Raw genomic sequence first — 16485 nt, forward strand, 5'->3', positions numbered from 1 at the left:
GGCATGCACAGTACGGCAACAGCAGGCTTGGACAAGACGCCTGTACAGCCATCTGAATTTAGCTGGCCAACGCCTCCTTTTGCCAGTTACGAGGGCCCTGAGCCCTGGCGTGAACCACAAGCATGTGACATCGAGGGCCTGAACGGCGCCATGCGCCGCTGTTTGCTGATTACCCTGAACACCAGCAAAAGGGTCGCTGTCATCCAGATCGAGCAAAATAAAAATGCCGTTTCTGTCCCTTTTTCACAGTTTTTTCGCCTTCATCTCAAGAAGCTGCTGCACCGGCAAGAAATCAGTTCCCCCGAAGAGTTTGCAGAAATTCTGGGTCACCGGGCCATCGTGGAGTACAGCCTCGAACTCAAAAACGGCGTACCGATAACGGGCTTGACCGTCGGTTGCGTCAAGTCAGACGACGGTCTGTACCTGTTCACCCCTGTCGGCACCGATGGGTCGATCGAACGGGTCTTCATACCGCACGAAGCCTTTACCAATTTCACCCTGGGCAGTCACATCGGCAAAGTGCTGGTCGACCAACAGGTGGTCACAGAGCAGCAGGTCGAACAAGCAGCCGAAGAGCAAGTCCATTTACGCAGTCGAAAACTGGGAGATTATCTTTTGGATACCGCCGTACTCTTACCCGAGCAGTTGATGCAAGCACTGGCACAACAGTCAAAAATGCCGATGATCCGGGTCGGCGAGGCGCTGACCATGCTGGGCTACATCAACGACGAGCAACTCAAACTCGCCCTGGAAAAGCAAAAAACAGAACGCTCCGTGCCGCTCGGTGAATTGCTCATCAAAATGGGCTTTCTGACGCGCCGGGACCTCAACATCGCACTGGCTCGCAAAATGGGTTACCCGGTGGTAGATGTCAAGCTGTTTCCCATTGCAGACAGCGCCCTCAGAAAAATACCGATGAGCACCGCCCAGCGTCTCAATGTGATGCCATTGATGTTGCACGACAACATGTTGGTGGTGGCAGCGATGGACCCAACCCGCCGCAAAATGCTCGAAGAGCTGGAGTTCCTGGTGCAATGCCGGGTCATCGCCACGCTGGGTGACGAACTGCAGATCAAGCAGAAAATCCGCGAAACCTACGAAAAATATGGCTTGCACCACAGCGCACTGGATGAGGATCTGCCAGGCCTGGACGACACGGGCGCACCGCAAACCAGCTCCAGCGAATTGCTCGAATCGATGGAGCTCAGCAGCTCGGGAGAAGACGCAGCCCACGATGGAGAGAAACCGATTGAGCAGTCCGACAACACCCTGGTGCGGCTGATCAACACCATGATCATCGAAGCCCACGCCAGGGGCGTGTCCGACATTCACGTCGAGTCGCAACCGCGGCGCGCCAAGGTGCGCATCCGGTTCCGCCAGGACGGCATGCTGTCGCCCTACCTGGAGTTACCGCACACCTACCGCTCAGCGCTGGTGGCACGGCTCAAGATCATGGCCGACCTGGACATCTCCGAGCGGCGCAAACCGCAGGACGGCAAAATCAATTTCAGCAAGTTTTCAGCCAAACACCGCCTGGAATTGCGTATCGCCACCATCCCCACGGTCAATGGCCTTGAAGACGTGGTCATGCGTTTGCTCGCATCAACCAAACCGATTGCCTTGACCAAGCTCGGACTCACAGAGACCAATTACGCCCAATTGCACGACGCCATCTCCAGGCCCTATGGCATGGTGCTGTGCGTGGGCCCGACTGGCTCGGGGAAAACCACCACGCTGCATTCGGTACTGGGTTACCTCAACACGCCGGAACGCAAAATCTGGACCGCCGAAGACCCAATCGAAATCACCCAGCCCGATTTGCGCCAAGTGCAGATCAACCCCAAGATTGACTGGACCTTTGCCAAAGCCCTGCGCTCCTTCCTGCGTGCCGACCCCGACATCATCATGGTCGGCGAGATTCGCGACGTCGAGACTGCCCAGATCGCCATCGAGGCCTCTCTCACCGGGCACCTGGTCCTGTCCACCCTGCACACCAACAGCGCAGCCGAAACCGTGACCCGGCTGACGGACATGGGCATGGACCCGTTCAATTTTGCCGATTCCCTGCTGGCGGTGCTGGCGCAGCGGCTGGCACGCAAGTTGTGCACCAATTGCCGCACCGTCGAGCGCGCCGACGACGACTTTGTCGAAGAACTGCTGCATGACTACCTGCACGCCTTCCCGGATGCCTTGCGGCCATCCCGCGACGAAGTGCTGGCGCAATGGTTACGCGATTTTGGCAGCCAGGGTGAACTCAAGCATTTCTGCGCCCCGGGCTGTCCCAAATGTATGGGCACCGGTCTGTCGGGACGCATCGGTCTGCATGAATTGCTGACGGTGAATCCGGGCATCAGGCGCCTGATCCAAACCGGCGCACGCTCCGAACTGGTCCAGCTTGAAGCCTTCCAATCGGGCAAGTTCCGTACTCTGCGCCAGGACGGCATTGGCAAGGTCTTGGCCGGTCTGACCAGCATTGAAGAGGTTCGGGCCAATAGCAATGCCTGAACACGCTAGCGCCGCCGCCCACCCCTACCAATCGCTCACACCCGATGTGGTGATGGACGCGCTGGCCAGCGTCGGGCTGTTTGGCGACGGGCGTCAAATGGCCCTCAGTTCTTACGAGAACCGTGTCTACCAGTTGCACCTGGAAGACGGGGCTGTGGTGGTGACCAAGTTCTACCGCCCCGGGCGCTGGCATGCCGAGCAGATTCTTGAAGAGCATGCCTTCGCGCAGGAACTCATGGCCGCCGAGATCCCGGTGGTCGGGCCCCTTACCCTGAACGGCAACACACTCCACCACTTTGGCGGTTTTGCCTTCAGCGTCAGCCCCTGGCGCGGCGGGCGCCTGCCGGAGCTCGACGACACCGACGTGCTGGAATGGGTCGGCCGCTTTCTGGCGCGCATTCACGCGGTCGGCGCGGTCCAGGCGTTCAAGTACCGGCCCGCGCTTGATCTGGCCAGTTTTGGCATCGCCTCGCGGGAATGGCTGCTGGCCCATGACCAGGTGCCGCTCGACGTGCAATCGAGCTGGGCCAAGGTCTCGCAACAAGCGCTTGACCTGATTGCCGGCCATCCCTGCCTGACGGGCGAAGCCACCCCAGGCGAGACGCTGCAGCGACTTCGACTGCATGGCGACTGCCACCCCGGCAATATTTTGTGGACGCCCCTGGAGTTACCCGCCAGCGCCCAACCGGGGCCGCATTTTGTCGACCTGGACGATGCCCGTATGGGGCCGGCGGTACAGGACCTGTGGATGCTGCTCAGTGGCGACCGGCCACAGCGCGCGCGCCAGCTGGGCACCCTGGTGGACGGTTATGAGCAATTTCGCCCTTTTGACCGGCGTGAACTCGTGCTGATTGAACCGCTGCGCACCTTGCGTCTGTTGCACTACAGCGCCTGGCTGGCCCGGCGCTGGCATGACCCCACCTTTCCCAGGCACTTTCCCTGGTTTGGTTCCAGCGACTACTGGCAAGGCCAGGTGCAAATGCTGCAGGAACAGATTGAAGCCATGCAGGAAGAACCCCTGGTGGTGTAGCGACAACGCCGCATTTGCGGCGACAAGACTAGGTGTTTACCCGCGATTCCCTTAGATAACACCCCCTAATACGCAGGCCAGGGTGCTTTTCGCCTGCCAATTGCTGCAAAATAGCACGACCGTACTATTTAAACACCCTGGCCATGCATCCTTCCCAACCCAACGCCATCAGCGAACACCCTGGCAAGCGTACAAGCAGTGCCCGCGCGCTGCAAAAAGGCCAGCAGACCAAACAGATCATCATCGATGCCGCCCTGGGCCTGGCTGAGCAGATTGGCCTGGAAGGCTTAAGTATTGGCGCGCTGGCAGAAGTGACACACATGAGCAAGTCCGGCGTATTTGCCCACTTTGGCTCTCGTGAAGAGTTGCAGATATCGGTCATTCGCGAGTACTACCAGCGTTTTTCCAACGAGGTGTTTTTCCCGGCCCTGAACGCGCCGCGAGGCTTGCCCCGGGTGCGCACCCTGTTTGCCAATTGGATGCAGCGGGTCGCCATCGAAATTCAGTCGGGCTGCATTTTCATCAGCGGTGCGGTCGAGTTTGACGACCGCCCCGGCCCGGTGCGCGACGCCTTGGCCAACTCGGTGCAGACCTGGCTGGCGGCCATGCACCGCGCCGTGGTGCTGGCCAAGCAGGAAGGGCATCTGGTGCCCGATGCCGATGAGGCACAGATGGCGTTCGAGATCCATGGCCTGATTCTGGCGCTGCACTACGAAGCCCGCTTCCTGAAGAGCCCTGGCGCCATTGCCCGCGCCAATACCGGATTCGAAAACATCCTGCTGCGTTATGGCAAACCCCAAATCCCCGGTTTCCCACGTCACTGACGCGCCATGAACATGCGTTCTGACAATTTGCATTTGTACTAAATCCATTCAACTCATTCAATTCAGACTCAAGGAGAACCCACTATGGCCACCTATACCCCGCCGCTGCGCGACATGCAATTCATCATGCACGAAGTGCTCAATGTCATGGCCGATTTGCAGGCCATGCCGGTGCATGCCGAGATCGACGCCGACACCATCAACGCGGTGCTCGAAGAAGGCGGAAAATTTGCCAGTGAGGTGCTGCTGCCGCTCAATATCAGCGGCGACACCGAGGGCTGCACCTACGATGCCGCCAGCCATGCGGTCACCACTCCTGCCGGCTACAAAGAGGCCTACGCCCAGTATGTCGATAGCGGCTGGGCCGCGCTGTCCTGCGAGCCCGAATTTGGCGGTCAGGGCCTGCCGCTCATCGTGAACCAGTGCTTTTACGAGATGATGAACTCGGCCAACCAGGCCTGGGCCATGTATCCCGGCCTGACGCACGGCGCCTATGCCGCGCTCGAAACCCATGGCACGCCAGAGCAAAAAGCCGCCTACCTGCACAAAATGAGCAGCGGCGAGTGGACCGGCACCATGTGCCTGACCGAGCCCCATTGCGGCACCGACCTGGGCCTGATGCGCACCAAGGCCGAACCGCAGGTCGACGGCAGCTACAAACTCACCGGCAACAAGATTTTCATCAGCGCCGGTGAACACGACCTGACCAGCAACATCATCCACCTGGTGCTGGCCCGCCTGCCCGATGCGCCCCCCGGCATCAAGGGCGTGAGCCTGTTCATCGTCCCCAAATTCCTGGTCAATGCCGATGGCTCACTGGGAGCGCGCAATGGCATTTACTGCGGCGGCTTGGAACACAAAATGGGCATCAAGTCCAACGTCACCGCGCAGATCGTTCTCGACGGCGCCGTGGGCACGCTGGTGGGCCAGCCCAACAAGGGCATGCAGGGCATGTTCGTGATGATGAACGCGGCGCGCCTGGGCGTTGGTAACCAGTCGCTGGGCCTGACCGAAGTGGCGTTCCAGAACGCCCTGGCCTATGCCAAGGATCGCATCCAGATGCGCTCCCTGACCGGCCCCAAGGCGACAGACAAACCGGCGGACCCGATCCTCGTCCACCCCGATGTGCGCAGGATGCTGCTCACCGCGAAAGCCTACGCCGAAGGTGGCCGCGCCCTGATGTGCTTCAGCTCCATGTTGCTGGAAAAAGAACACCACCACCCCGATGAAGCGGTGCGCAAGGAGTCGGGCGAATTGCTGGCCATGCTGACGCCCATCGTCAAAGCCTTCATCACCGACAACGGCTGGGCCGCCATCTCGGGCTGCCTGCAGGTGTTTGGCGGTCACGGCTACATCAAGGAATGGGGCATGGAACAGTTTGTGCGCGACGCCCGTATCAACATGATTTACGAAGGCACCAACACGATCCAGAGTCTGGACCTGCTGGGCCGCAAGATCCTGGGCAACAACGGCGCCACGCTCAAGAAATTTGGCAAGCTGATTGGCACACTGGTGGCAGAAGAAGGCGTCAATGAAAAGATGGCCGAGTTCATCACCCCGATCGCCATGCTGGGCGAGCAAATGACCAAGTTCACCACCGAACTCGGTTTCAAGGGCTTCCAGAATCCTGACGAAGTGGGCGCGGCCGCCGTGGACTACCTGCGCGTCGCCGGTCACCTGGTGTTTGGCTACTTCTGGGCACGCATGGCGCAGGTGGCACTGCGTCAGATTGCCGCTGGCAATACCGACCCGTTTTACGTGGCCAAGCTGCAAACGGCACGCTTTTATTTTGCCAAACTATTCCCCGAAACCACCACCCTGATGCGCACTGCACGCACTGGCAGTAAAGTACTGATGGACACCGACGCCGCACTCGCCTGATCAATCACTCAAGGAAACCAACATGACTCGTTTCAATGTCAAAAAAGTCGCCGTGCTCGGCGCGGGTGTCATGGGAGCGCAAATTGCCGCGCACCTGGTCAATTGCAAAGTGCCCGTCATTTTGTTCGATTTACCGGCCAAAGAGGGCCTGAAAAACGGCATCGTCAGCCGGGCTGTGGAGGGCCTGAAAAAACTCAAGCCGTCACCGCTGGGCGTGGTTGAAGACGCTGCGCTGATCAGACAAGCCAACTACGAGGAGCACATGGAACTGCTCCGGGACTGTGACCTGGTGATCGAGGCCATCGCCGAGCGCATGGACTGGAAGCTGGACCTGTACAAAAAAATCGCCCCATTCGTCGCACCGCATGCCATTGTCGCGTCCAACACCTCGGGGCTGTCCATCACCAAACTCAGTGAGGTGCTGCCCGAGGAAATCAAGCCGCGCTTTTGCGGCATCCACTTCTTCAACCCGCCGCGCTACATGCTGCTGGTGGAGTTGATCAACACGCCAACCACCCAGGCACACATCCTTGACGACCTCGAAGCCTTTGTCACCAGCAAGCTGGGCAAGGGCGTGGTGCGCGCCAAGGACACGCCCAACTTCATTGCCAACCGGGTTGGCGTGGCCGGCATGCTGGCCACCATGAAAGAGGTGCAGAACTTCGGCCTGAGCTACGACGTGGTCGATGACCTGACCGGCAAAAAGCTCGGTCGCGCCAGCTCGGGCACCTTCCGTACCGCCGACGTGGTGGGGCTCGACACCATGGCCCATGTCATCAAGACGCTGCAGGACACCTTGAACCTGGAGAGCGATCCGTTCTACGCCAGTTTTGCCACCCCCGAGGTCCTGAAAACCCTGCTGGAGATGGGCCACCTGGGGCAAAAAACCAAGGCTGGTTTTTTCAAAAAAGTCGGCCGCGATGTCATGCGTTTTGACCTGGCCACCAAAACCTATGTGCCGGGCGGCGAAAAAGCCGACGAGGTCTATACCCGCATGCTGAAAAAGCCCGCCGGCGAACGCCTGCAGCTGCTGCGCAACAGCGAGGGCGCGCAAGGGCAATTCCTGTGGGCAATTTTGCGCAACGCTTTCCATTACGCCGCCGTGCATCTGGGCACCATTGCCGACAACGCACGCGACGTCGACTTTTGCATGCGCTGGGGCTTCGGCATGAAACAGGGCCCATTCGAGCTCTGGCAGGAAGCCGGCTGGCTCACCGTGGCCAACATGGTGAAGGAAGACATCGACGCGGGTAAGGCACTGTGCAACGCGCCGCTGCCGGATTGGGTGTTCAAGGGTCCGGTGGCTGAAGCCGGTGGCGTGCACACGCCGCAGGGTTCCTGGAACCCCTCCAGCGGCCAGTTTGTCCCGGTGCGCCAGCTGCCCGTGTATGCGCGCCAGCACTTCCCCGAAAGTGTGCTGGGCGCGCAGGCGCCCTCTGCGGCCCAGGCCGGCACCACCTTGTTCGAAGACGATGCCATCCGCCTGTGGACGCTCGATGATGCGGTGGTGATTGCCAGTATCAAGACCAAGATGCACGCGATCGGTCCGGACGTGATCGCCGGCCTGCTGCAAGGCCTGGCGCTGGCCGAAGACAGGTACCAAGGCATGGTGATCTGGTCCAACGACGAGGTGTTCTCCGCCGGGGCCGACTTGCAGGCCATGCTACCGACCTTCATGACCGGTGGGGTCAAGGCGATTGCGACTGCCGAATACGACATGCAGCAAGCCATGCTGAAACTGCGTTATGCCAACGTGCCGGTGGTGGCTGCCGTGCGCGGCCTGGCGCTGGGTGGCGGCTGCGAGCTGGCCGCCTACACCGCCAAACGTGTGGCGGCAATGGAGAGCTACATCGGTCTGGTCGAGGTCGGTGTGGGCTTGGTACCCGGTGGCGGTGGCCTGGCCTACATTGCCCGGCGCGCGGCCGAAAACGCCGCGCTGTCCACCGGCAAGGACCTGCTGCCGTTCCTGAGCGAGGGCTTCACTGCGGCCGCCATGGCCAAGGTCGGCACCAGCGCGCTCGAATCACGCAAACTCGGTTATTTGCTGGACAGCGACGTGATCGTGCCGCACAAGGACGAGCTGCTTTTTGTCGCCATCAACGAGGCCAAGGCGATGTTCGACAGCGGCTACCAGCCGCCGCTCAAACGCCAGTTCCCGGTGGCGGGCCGCAGCGGCCTGGCCACCATCAAGGGCAGCCTGGTGAACATGCGCGACGGCGGCTTCATCAGCGCTTACGACTACTTCATTGGCTGCCAGATTGCCTGGGTGGTCTGTGGTGGCGATGTCGATGCCGGCAGTCTGGTCGACGAGGACTACCTGATGACACTGGAACGCCAGGCCTTTGGCACCCTGCTGGGCAACCCGAAAACGCAGGAACGCATCATGGGCATGATGCAAAACGGCAAACCGGTTCGAAATTAATGTGTTTGCGGGACAGACCAAGAATTGCGCAGCAATTTTGCTCTGTCCTCAACTGATTAAGAAATTGCTCTTTCCCTAATTGATTGAGATATGAATATGAAACAAATTCAAGAAGCCTATATCGTCGCGGCCACACGCTCGCCTATTGGCAAGTCATCACGCGGTTTTTTCAGAAACATGCGCCCGGACGACCTGCTGGTCAAGGTGCTGCAGTCGGCGCTGGCGCAGGTGCCGGGACTGGACCCCAACGCGATCGAAGACATTGTCTGCGGCTGCGCCATGCCCGAGGGACAGCAGGGCCTGAACATTGCACGCACCGCTGCCGTGCTGGCCGGCCTGCCGGTGAGCGTGGGCGGCATCACCATCAACCGCTTTTGCGCGTCGGGGGTGTCGGCGATCCAGACTGCCGCCGACCGCATTCGGGTCGGAGAAGCAGACGTCATGATGGCCGCCGGTGTCGAGAGCATGAGCATGGTGCCCATGGGTGGCAATGCGCCCTCCTACTCGCCGATGATGTTCGACCAGGACGAAAACATCGGCATCGCCTACGGCATGGGACTGACCGCCGAAAAAGTGGCCACGCAGTGGAAGGTCAGCCGCGAAGCACAGGATGCCTTTGCGCTGCAATCGCACCAGCGCGCCCTGGCCGCGCAGGCAGCCGGCTATTTCAGCGCTGAAACCACGCCCATCGAGGTCATCGACCGTTCGCCCAACCTGGCCACCGGTGAAGTCATCGAGAGCAAACGCGTGGTGACGCTGGACGAAGGCGCGCGCGCCGACACCTCGCTGGAAGGCCTGGCCAAGCTGAAAAACCCGTTTGCGGCGCGTGGCACGGTGACGGCGGGCAACAGCTCGCAAACCTCCGACGGTGCCGGTGCATTGATCCTGGCCAGCGAAAAGGCCGTGAAGCAGTTTGGCCTGAAGCCGCTGGCGCGTTTTGTCAGTTTTGCGGCCAAAGGGGTGCCGCCGCAGTTCATGGGCATCGGTCCGATCGAAGCGATTCCAGTGGCACTGCGCCATGCCGGCTTGACGCTCGGCCAGATCGACTGGATCGAGCTCAACGAAGCCTTTGCCGCGCAGTCACTGGCGGTCATCAACACCCTGGGACTGGACCCGGCCCGGGTCAACCCGATGGGCGGCGCCATTGCGCTGGGCCACCCGCTGGGCGCCACCGGCGCCATTCGCGCGGCCACGCTGATCCATGCCCTGCAGCGCACCCAGGGCAAATACGGCATGGTCACCATGTGCATCGGCATGGGCCAGGGCGCCGCCGGCATCTTCGAACGGGTCTGAGTCTGGTACGCTACGGCCCATGAAAAATTTGTCCCCTGATCTTCTGCTCGACTCCGCCGGAGGTATCACCACCCTCACGATCCACCGCGTCGCCAAAAAGAACTCCTTCACCACCGCCATGTACGCCGGCATGGCCGATGTGCTGGAGCAGGCGCAGGCGGACACTGCGGTACGGGTGCTGGTGATCCAGGGGCACGAAACCATTTTCAGCGCCGGCAACGACATTGCCGACTTCCTGCAGAACCCGCCCACCACGCTGGAGGCACCGGTGTTCCGTTTCATGCGCGCCATCAGCAGCTTCAGCAAACCCATTGTGGCCGCGGTGTGCGGCCCGGCGGTGGGCATTGGCACCACCCTGCTGTTCCATTGCGACCTGGTCTATGCCGGTGACAACGCCGCCTTTTCCATGCCCTTTGTCAACCTGGGCGTCTGCCCCGAGGCCGCTTCCAGCCTGCTGGCACCACAGCGCATGGGCTATGGCCGCGCGGCCGAGGCGCTGTTGCTGGGCGAGCCCTTCTTGGCCGAGGCGGCACTGGAGATGGGTCTGATCAGCCGCATCGTGCCACCCGCCGAAGCCAACGCCCTGGCCCGGCGCCAGGCGCAAAAACTGGCCGCCAAGCCCTTGACTTCGCTGCTCGCCACCAAGCTTTTGATGAAGCAGGGCCAAGCCAGCCTGGTGGCCGAGCGCATGGCCGAAGAAGGCACGCTGTTTGGCCGCATGCTGGCCGAGCCGGCCGCGCAAGAAGCCTTTTCCGCGTTCATGGAAAAGCGCAAGCCAGATTTCAGCGCCTTCTGATGCGTGCCCTGATTGCCGCCTGCACCTTGGTTTTTGGCCTGCTCGCCGGTGCCAACAACGCAGCAGCCACCCCCGGTGAGGTGGCCGTGGGCAGTGTGCTGCGCGAGGCCACCATGCGCGGGCTCAACGGCCCGGACCGAAAGCTCTCGGCTTTTCGCGGCAAGCCGCTGATCATCAACGTCTGGGCCAGCTGGTGCCCGCCGTGCATCGCGGAAATGGGCTCGCTGGAACGACTGGCCTGGAGCGAGTTGGGCCTGCAACTCACCGTGATCGGTATTTCGACCGATGACTACCCCGAGGCCGCCAAGGGTTTCCTGCGCAAAAGCAACGCCACCCTGAACCATTACATCGACCGCCAGCTGGAACTCGAAAACATGCTCGGGGCCAACCGGCTGCCGCTCACGCTGCTGGTTGATGCCCAGGGCCGGGTACTCAACAAGATTGTCGGTGCACGCGAGTGGGACAGCGCCCAGTCCCAGCAACTGATCCGCACCACCTTTCGCGGTGCGCTCATCCCCGGTAAAAAGTGATTTTTAATCAACAGGAGACCTGCCATGCGCCCTCTGAAATTTTTGCAAAGCCCCCTCGCCAGCCTGCTGCTAAGCTGCGCCACCCTGACCGGGTGGGCACAGCCGTTGGAGGTGGAAGGTGTCAAGCTTGAGGCCAGCAGCCAGCTGGGTGCTGCCAAACTGCAACTCAACGGCGCCGGCTTGCGCACCAAGGTGTTCTTCAAAGTTTACGTGGCGGCCTTGTACACCCCCCAAAAAGCCACCAGTGCCGCCCAGCTGTTGACCCAAACAGGTGCACGCCGCGTCACAATCACCATGCTGCGCAACGTTGATGCAGAAAGCTTTGCCGGCGCACTGAATGACGGCCTGCGCGACAACCACACCGAGGCCCAGTTTACCGCCATGAAGCCGAGAATTGACGCGCTGAATGCCAACCTCAAGGCCGTGGGCGAAGCCAAGAAGGGCGACGTGATCCATTTCGAGTTTGTGCCAGACGTGGGCACGCAGGTCACGGTCAACGGCCAGGTGCGTGGCAATGTGATTGCGGGTGAGGACTTTTTCACCGCCGTGTTGCGCATCTGGCTGGGTGACAAACCGGTGGATGCCAACCTCAAGAAAGCCCTGATTGGCAGTTGATCCCTCCGCTTTTCCCACCCAGGATACCCGATGACCCCAGCCGCTGCTGCGCCCGCCGAGATTGAATTTGAAGCTGAATTCGTTGCCGGCTTGACCAAGGTTTTTGAAGAACTGATCGTGTTCAACCAGGTGCTGGGGCTCAAGATCACCGCGCTCAAACCAGCCCAGGTGCGTGCCCGCATCGACATGCGCAACGAACTGGTGGGTCACTACGCCTACAACCGCATCCACGGCGGCGTCATCAGTGCCTCGCTGGATGCGCTGGGGGGTCTGGCCGTGATGGTGGCCATTGGTGCGCGCCACATGAACGAGACACCCCAGCAGCGACTGCAGCGCTTTGTCAAGCTCGGCACCATCGACCTGCGCATCGACTATCTGCGCCCGGGCATTGGCGAGTGGTTCGAGTTGCGCGCCGAGGTGATGCGCCTGGGCTCGCGCGTGGCGTCCACCCGCATGGAGTTTTTGGGCGCTGACGGCAAGCTGCTGTCCACCGGGTCAGCCGCTTACATCGTGTCGTAGTCAAACGGCTGGCCGGGGCACCTCGCGCGGCTTGCCATAGTCGTCAATCGCGACATAGGTGAGGGAAGCTTCCGTCACCTTGGTGTAGTGGCCCTGGGCGCTGATGTGCTCGGCATAGACCTCAATCTTGACGGTGATGGAGCTGCGTCCAATGCGTACCAGCTTGCCAAAGAACGACAAAACGTCGCCCAAACGCACCGGCTGCTTGAAGATGAACTCATTCACCGCCACCGTCGCCATGCGGCCATTGGCAAAGGGCGCCGCCATCACGGCACCCGCCAGGTCCACCTGCGCCATGACCCAGCCACCAAAGATATCGCCGTTGGCATTGAGATCACCCGGCATCGGAATAACCTTGAGCACCAATTTTTCATCCGTGGGCAGTTGCACGGCTTTGGCGTCAGTGTTTGCAGACATGGGCACAATCCTTACATAGTTTTTGAATTGATCAGGATTGTCCCCCATGCGCAGCCATTCATCCAGTCGTTACAGCGGCACCACATTACCCATGGTCAGCGGTCAGGGCGCGACTGCGGCCCGCTCCGACTGGGCCACCCTACAGCGCCTGTTTCCTTACCTGTGGCAATACAAATGGCGCGTCATCGCGGCACTGGCCTTCATGGTCGGCGCCAAGCTGGCCAATGTCAGTGTGCCGCTGCTGCTCAAGGAACTGGTCGACACCATGAACCCCAAGGGAGCCATAGACGCCGAAGCGCTGTTGGTGGTGCCGCTGGGCCTGCTGGTGGCCTACGGCCTGCTGCGCCTGTCGACCACCTTGTTTGCCGAACTGCGCGAGCTGATTTTTGCCAAGGCCACCGAGGGCGCCGCACGTTCCATCAGCTTGCAGGTGTTCCGGCATCTGCATGCAATGAGCCTGCGCTTCCACCTGGAACGCCAGACCGGCGGCATGACGCGCGACATCGAACGTGGCACCCGCGCCGTGCACTCACTCATCAGCTACTCGCTCTACAGCATCTTTCCGACGCTGATCGAGGTGGCGCTGGTGCTGAGCATTCTGGCGGTCAAGTTCGACATGTGGTTTGCCTGGATCACCGTCGCGGCACTCGTTCTCTACATTGTCTTCACCATTGTGGTGACCGAGTGGCGCACCCAGTTCAGAAAGCAGATGAACGAGCTCGACAGCACCGCGCACAGCCGCGCCATCGACTCGCTGCTGAACTACGAGACGGTGAAATACTTCAACAACGAGGAGTTCGAGGCGCGCCGTTACGACGACAACCTGGAGCGCTACCGCAAGGCGGCCCTCAAGAGCCAAACCACTTTAAGTCTGCTCAACACCGGCCAGCAGCTCATCATTGCCGCCGGTCTGGTCGCCATGCTGTGGCGCGCCACCCAAGGCGTGGTGGACGGCCGCATGACCCTGGGCGACCTGGTGATGGTCAACGCCTTCATGATCCAGCTCTACATCCCGCTGGGTTTTCTGGGCGTGCTCTACCGCGAGATCAAGCAAGGCCTGACCGACCTGGAAAAAATGTTCACCCTGATGGAGCGCGAGCGCGAAATTGCCGATGTGCCGGGGGCACCCGCCCTGACGCTGGCACCCGACAGCGCCAGCGTGCGCTTTCAGCATGTGAACTTTGCCTACGACCCGGCGCGACCGATCCTGCACGACATCAGTTTTGACATCCCCGCGGGCAAGACGGTGGCGGTGGTCGGGCCCTCGGGTTCGGGCAAATCAACGCTGGCGCGCTTGCTGTTCCGCTTCTACGACGTGCAAGGCGGCCAGATCCTGATTGCCGGGCAGGACATCAAACAGGTCACGCAGGCCAGCGTGCGCCAGGCCATTGGCATCGTGCCGCAGGACACCGTGCTGTTCAACGACACGGTCGAATACAACATTGCCTACGGCCAGCCAGGCGCCACCCGCGAACAGGTGATCGAGGCCGCGCAATCGGCGCACATTCACCGCTTTATTGCCGCCACACCCAAGGGCTACGAGACCATGGTGGGTGAGCGCGGCCTGAAATTGTCGGGCGGAGAAAAACAGCGTGTCGCGATTGCCCGTACGCTACTGAAGAACCCGCCGATTTTGATTTTTGACGAAGCCACCTCGGCGCTCGACTCAGCCAACGAACGCGCCATCCAGGCCGAGTTGCAAAGCGTGGCGCAAAACAAGACCACGCTGGTCATTGCGCACCGCTTGTCCACGGTGGTCGACGCGCACGAGATTCTGGTGATGGAGGCTGGCCGCATTCTGGAGCGCGGCACGCATGCCGAGCTGCTGGCCTCAGGAGGCCGCTATGCGCAGATGTGGGCGCTGCAGCAGTCGTCCGAGTAATGCTTGAGGAATAGACAAGGTCAAGGAGGGTTTGAAGTGGGCCGTCCCGTACACCGCGCCTGCGCAGTGACGTAGTCAAAAAATACTCCGCAGTTAGTGGAATTGACCACGCAAGACAAGCCCGAGGCAGCGATGCACTGGAGTACGCGCAAGATGGCGACCGAGCTCGGCGTCAGCCTCAGTACGGTGATGCGCCATTGGCAGCCTCACTTGGTGCGTGGCTTGAAGGTTTCGCGTGATCCGAAATTGGTAGAGAAGCTCGAAGACATCGTGGGCCTGTACATGTCGTCGTCCGAACATGCGCTGGTGCTGTGTTGTGACGAAAAGAGCTAGGTACAGGCGCTGGACAGAACGCAGCCCTGACTGCCGCTGAAGAAGGGACGCGCCTAGACGATGACGCACGACTACAAGCGCCACGGCACAACCACACTGATCGCGGCCCCGAACGTGCTGGACGGTCAAGTCATCGGTCAATGCCAGCAGCGGCACACGCACCCAGCGGTGCAGCAGTGGTTGCAAAAACACCCGAGGTTCAACATGCACTTGACGCCAACACCGGCCTCATTGCTGAAATATGGTTGAGCGATTTTTTCGCGACATCAATGAATACGTCACCCATCACAACGAAAACACCAAGCCATTCATGTGGACCAAAAGCGCGCGTGACATCTTGCAGGAGGTCATCCGGGCAAACTCAAAAATAAGTTCTAAGCAGAACGGAACACTACACTAGCCGCAAGCAACACGTACTAACATCGCCATCAGCGTGTCAATAAATGTGTTGACCGCCGTTCATGGCAACGTTGCTGTCGGTCATGAAGGCGGCGGTATCGTTCGCGATGAATGCCACCAGCGCGGCGACCTCATCCGACTGACCGAGGCAGCCGACTGGAATTGCATCGATGATCTTCTGGCGAACGTCCTCGCGCATCGCCATCACCCTCTCAGTCGCCAGGTAGCCCGGCGAGACGGTGTTGACCGTTACACCCTTGCGCGCCACTTCCTGCTGGGGCGTCGTCGAGGGCGAGGCGCCGCGCATCGTCGAGGAAGTTCATGGCGCCGCCCCCGACCTTGATGGCATCCAGCACTTCGGGATTGGTCCAGATGAAGTTCGAAGGCGACCACATATCCAGCGACTGCCGCCCCGCGAAAGTCACCATGTTCTCGTGATGGCGCGACACACCGCGCACGCCAGTGGTGGCGTTGTGCCACCACTGCTGCTGCAAGAAACCCTGGTGGATCACGTTGAACGGCCATTGCTGCCAGGCTGGTGCCGCGAAGCGCCGATCCAGCTCCAGTCGCTCAATGCAAGCTGAACAGTCGTGTGCGCCTCCAGCGTGCATGACGTAACGCGCCAGATGTTGCTGCTTTTGCAGACCCTTTTCAAACAGGCTTCGTTGCTTGCCCGGTGAAAGACTCAGGTGCAGCGCCCAGTCATATCAGGCCAGCAAGCTCGCCGCCGGCGACAACCCGCCAATGCCGCGTGCCCGCCAGACGTTTGCAACGCGTATCCAGGACATTGGGGCGGCTGTCTTCAAGCGAAACCAACGCGGGCTTGTCGTGCATGGCAACAAAATTCATCTATGACGATTAATTTTTCAAGTGACTTATTACTATCTTAATACTTGCCAAGCGGCAGGAGGATTTCCGTCTTCCTCCGGGCACAACCACTCCCGTTGATCCTCCTGACTCAAGTTGCCGAATCACCGATGAATTGATCCCTTGCCCACTATAGCGACACTGTCTCTGCTTAATAAAAATCAAGTTGACC

At 60.6% G+C, this 16485-nt stretch carries 14 protein-coding genes and 2 pseudogenes; 12 read left to right on the forward strand and 4 right to left on the reverse strand.

Annotation, left to right across the window (positions count from 1 at the left end):
* Positions 1-150 precede the first annotated feature (150 nt).
* The 10 genes from NDJ10_RS08490 to NDJ10_RS08535 all read left to right on the forward strand — a co-directional run bounded on the left by NDJ10_RS08490 (position 151) and on the right by NDJ10_RS08535 (position 12415).
* On the forward strand, positions 151-2505 hold the full coding sequence (locus tag NDJ10_RS08490; protein WP_296161114.1) for an ATPase, T2SS/T4P/T4SS family: 2355 nt from the start codon (positions 151-153) through the stop codon (positions 2503-2505).
* Positions 2498-3535 (forward strand): serine/threonine protein kinase, encoded by a 1038-nt coding sequence (locus NDJ10_RS08495; RefSeq protein WP_296161117.1) that lies wholly within the window; start codon positions 2498-2500, stop codon positions 3533-3535. The genes NDJ10_RS08490 and NDJ10_RS08495 overlap by 8 nt, the downstream gene beginning before the upstream one ends.
* 143 nt (positions 3536-3678) lie before the next feature.
* On the forward strand, positions 3679-4359 hold the full coding sequence (locus NDJ10_RS08500) for a TetR/AcrR family transcriptional regulator (RefSeq protein WP_296161118.1): 681 nt from the start codon (positions 3679-3681) through the stop codon (positions 4357-4359).
* Between the two features lie 84 nt (positions 4360-4443).
* Entirely contained in the window at positions 4444-6240 is a 1797-nt protein-coding gene (locus NDJ10_RS08505; RefSeq protein ID WP_296161120.1) for an acyl-CoA dehydrogenase C-terminal domain-containing protein, read from the forward strand.
* A 22-nt stretch (positions 6241-6262) separates the two neighbouring features.
* The gene (locus tag NDJ10_RS08510; RefSeq protein ID WP_296161122.1) at positions 6263-8662 is read left to right on the forward strand and encodes a 3-hydroxyacyl-CoA dehydrogenase/enoyl-CoA hydratase family protein; all 2400 of its coding nucleotides are present in this window, start codon (positions 6263-6265) and stop codon (positions 8660-8662) included.
* Between the two features lie 96 nt (positions 8663-8758).
* On the forward strand, positions 8759-9955 hold the full coding sequence (locus tag NDJ10_RS08515) for an acetyl-CoA C-acyltransferase (protein ID WP_296161125.1): 1197 nt from the start codon (positions 8759-8761) through the stop codon (positions 9953-9955).
* Between the two features lie 19 nt (positions 9956-9974).
* Positions 9975-10751 carry an enoyl-CoA hydratase gene (locus NDJ10_RS08520; RefSeq protein WP_296161127.1) on the forward strand — a complete coding sequence of 259 codons (777 nt, stop codon included), beginning with the start codon at positions 9975-9977 and terminating at the stop codon, positions 10749-10751.
* Complete coding sequence (locus tag NDJ10_RS08525; protein ID WP_296161130.1) at positions 10751-11281, forward strand: TlpA disulfide reductase family protein; 531 nt, start codon at positions 10751-10753, stop codon at positions 11279-11281. Before NDJ10_RS08520 ends, NDJ10_RS08525 begins: the two co-directional genes overlap by 1 nt.
* A gap of 24 nt (positions 11282-11305) precedes the next feature.
* The gene (locus tag NDJ10_RS08530) at positions 11306-11896 is read left to right on the forward strand and encodes a chalcone isomerase family protein (protein ID WP_296161133.1); all 591 of its coding nucleotides are present in this window, start codon (positions 11306-11308) and stop codon (positions 11894-11896) included.
* 30 nt (positions 11897-11926) lie between these two features.
* On the forward strand, positions 11927-12415 hold the full coding sequence (locus NDJ10_RS08535; RefSeq protein WP_296161134.1) for a thioesterase family protein: 489 nt from the start codon (positions 11927-11929) through the stop codon (positions 12413-12415).
* On the opposite strand, the gene NDJ10_RS08540 is transcribed toward NDJ10_RS08535, so the two are convergent.
* Positions 12416-12832 (reverse strand): acyl-CoA thioesterase, encoded by a 417-nt coding sequence (locus NDJ10_RS08540; RefSeq protein WP_296161136.1) that lies wholly within the window; start codon positions 12830-12832, stop codon positions 12416-12418. It abuts the gene before it with no gap.
* A 91-nt stretch (positions 12833-12923) separates the two neighbouring features.
* Here NDJ10_RS08540 and NDJ10_RS08545 point away from each other — a divergent pair, with 91 nt between their 5' ends.
* Both NDJ10_RS08545 and NDJ10_RS08550 read left to right on the forward strand, forming a co-directional pair.
* A complete protein-coding gene (locus NDJ10_RS08545; protein ID WP_296161208.1) occupies positions 12924-14714 on the forward strand; it encodes an ABC transporter ATP-binding protein/permease in 1791 nt (596 codons plus the stop codon).
* Positions 14715-14749: 35 nt separating this feature from the next.
* Positions 14750-15447, forward strand: a pseudogene (locus NDJ10_RS08550) (IS630 family transposase); the annotation flags it as partial.
* A gap of 36 nt (positions 15448-15483) precedes the next feature.
* Here the strand turns inward: NDJ10_RS08550 and NDJ10_RS08555 are convergent.
* The 3 genes and pseudogenes from NDJ10_RS08555 to NDJ10_RS08565 form a co-directional block, all read right to left on the reverse strand.
* A pseudogene (locus NDJ10_RS08555) lies at positions 15484-15720 on the reverse strand (SDR family oxidoreductase); the annotation flags it as partial.
* The gene (locus NDJ10_RS08560; protein ID WP_296161138.1) at positions 15659-16057 is read right to left on the reverse strand and encodes a hypothetical protein; all 399 of its coding nucleotides are present in this window, start codon (positions 16055-16057) and stop codon (positions 15659-15661) included. The pseudogene NDJ10_RS08555 and the gene NDJ10_RS08560, both read right to left, overlap by 62 nt.
* Positions 16058-16148: 91 nt before the next feature.
* On the reverse strand, positions 16149-16295 hold the full coding sequence (locus NDJ10_RS08565; RefSeq protein ID WP_296161141.1) for a hypothetical protein: 147 nt from the start codon (positions 16293-16295) through the stop codon (positions 16149-16151).
* Between the last annotated feature and the right edge of the window lie 190 nt (positions 16296-16485).

The sequence above is a fragment of the Rhodoferax sp. genome (assembly GCF_023700745.1).
Lineage (GTDB): Bacteria > Pseudomonadota > Gammaproteobacteria > Burkholderiales > Burkholderiaceae_C > Rhodoferax.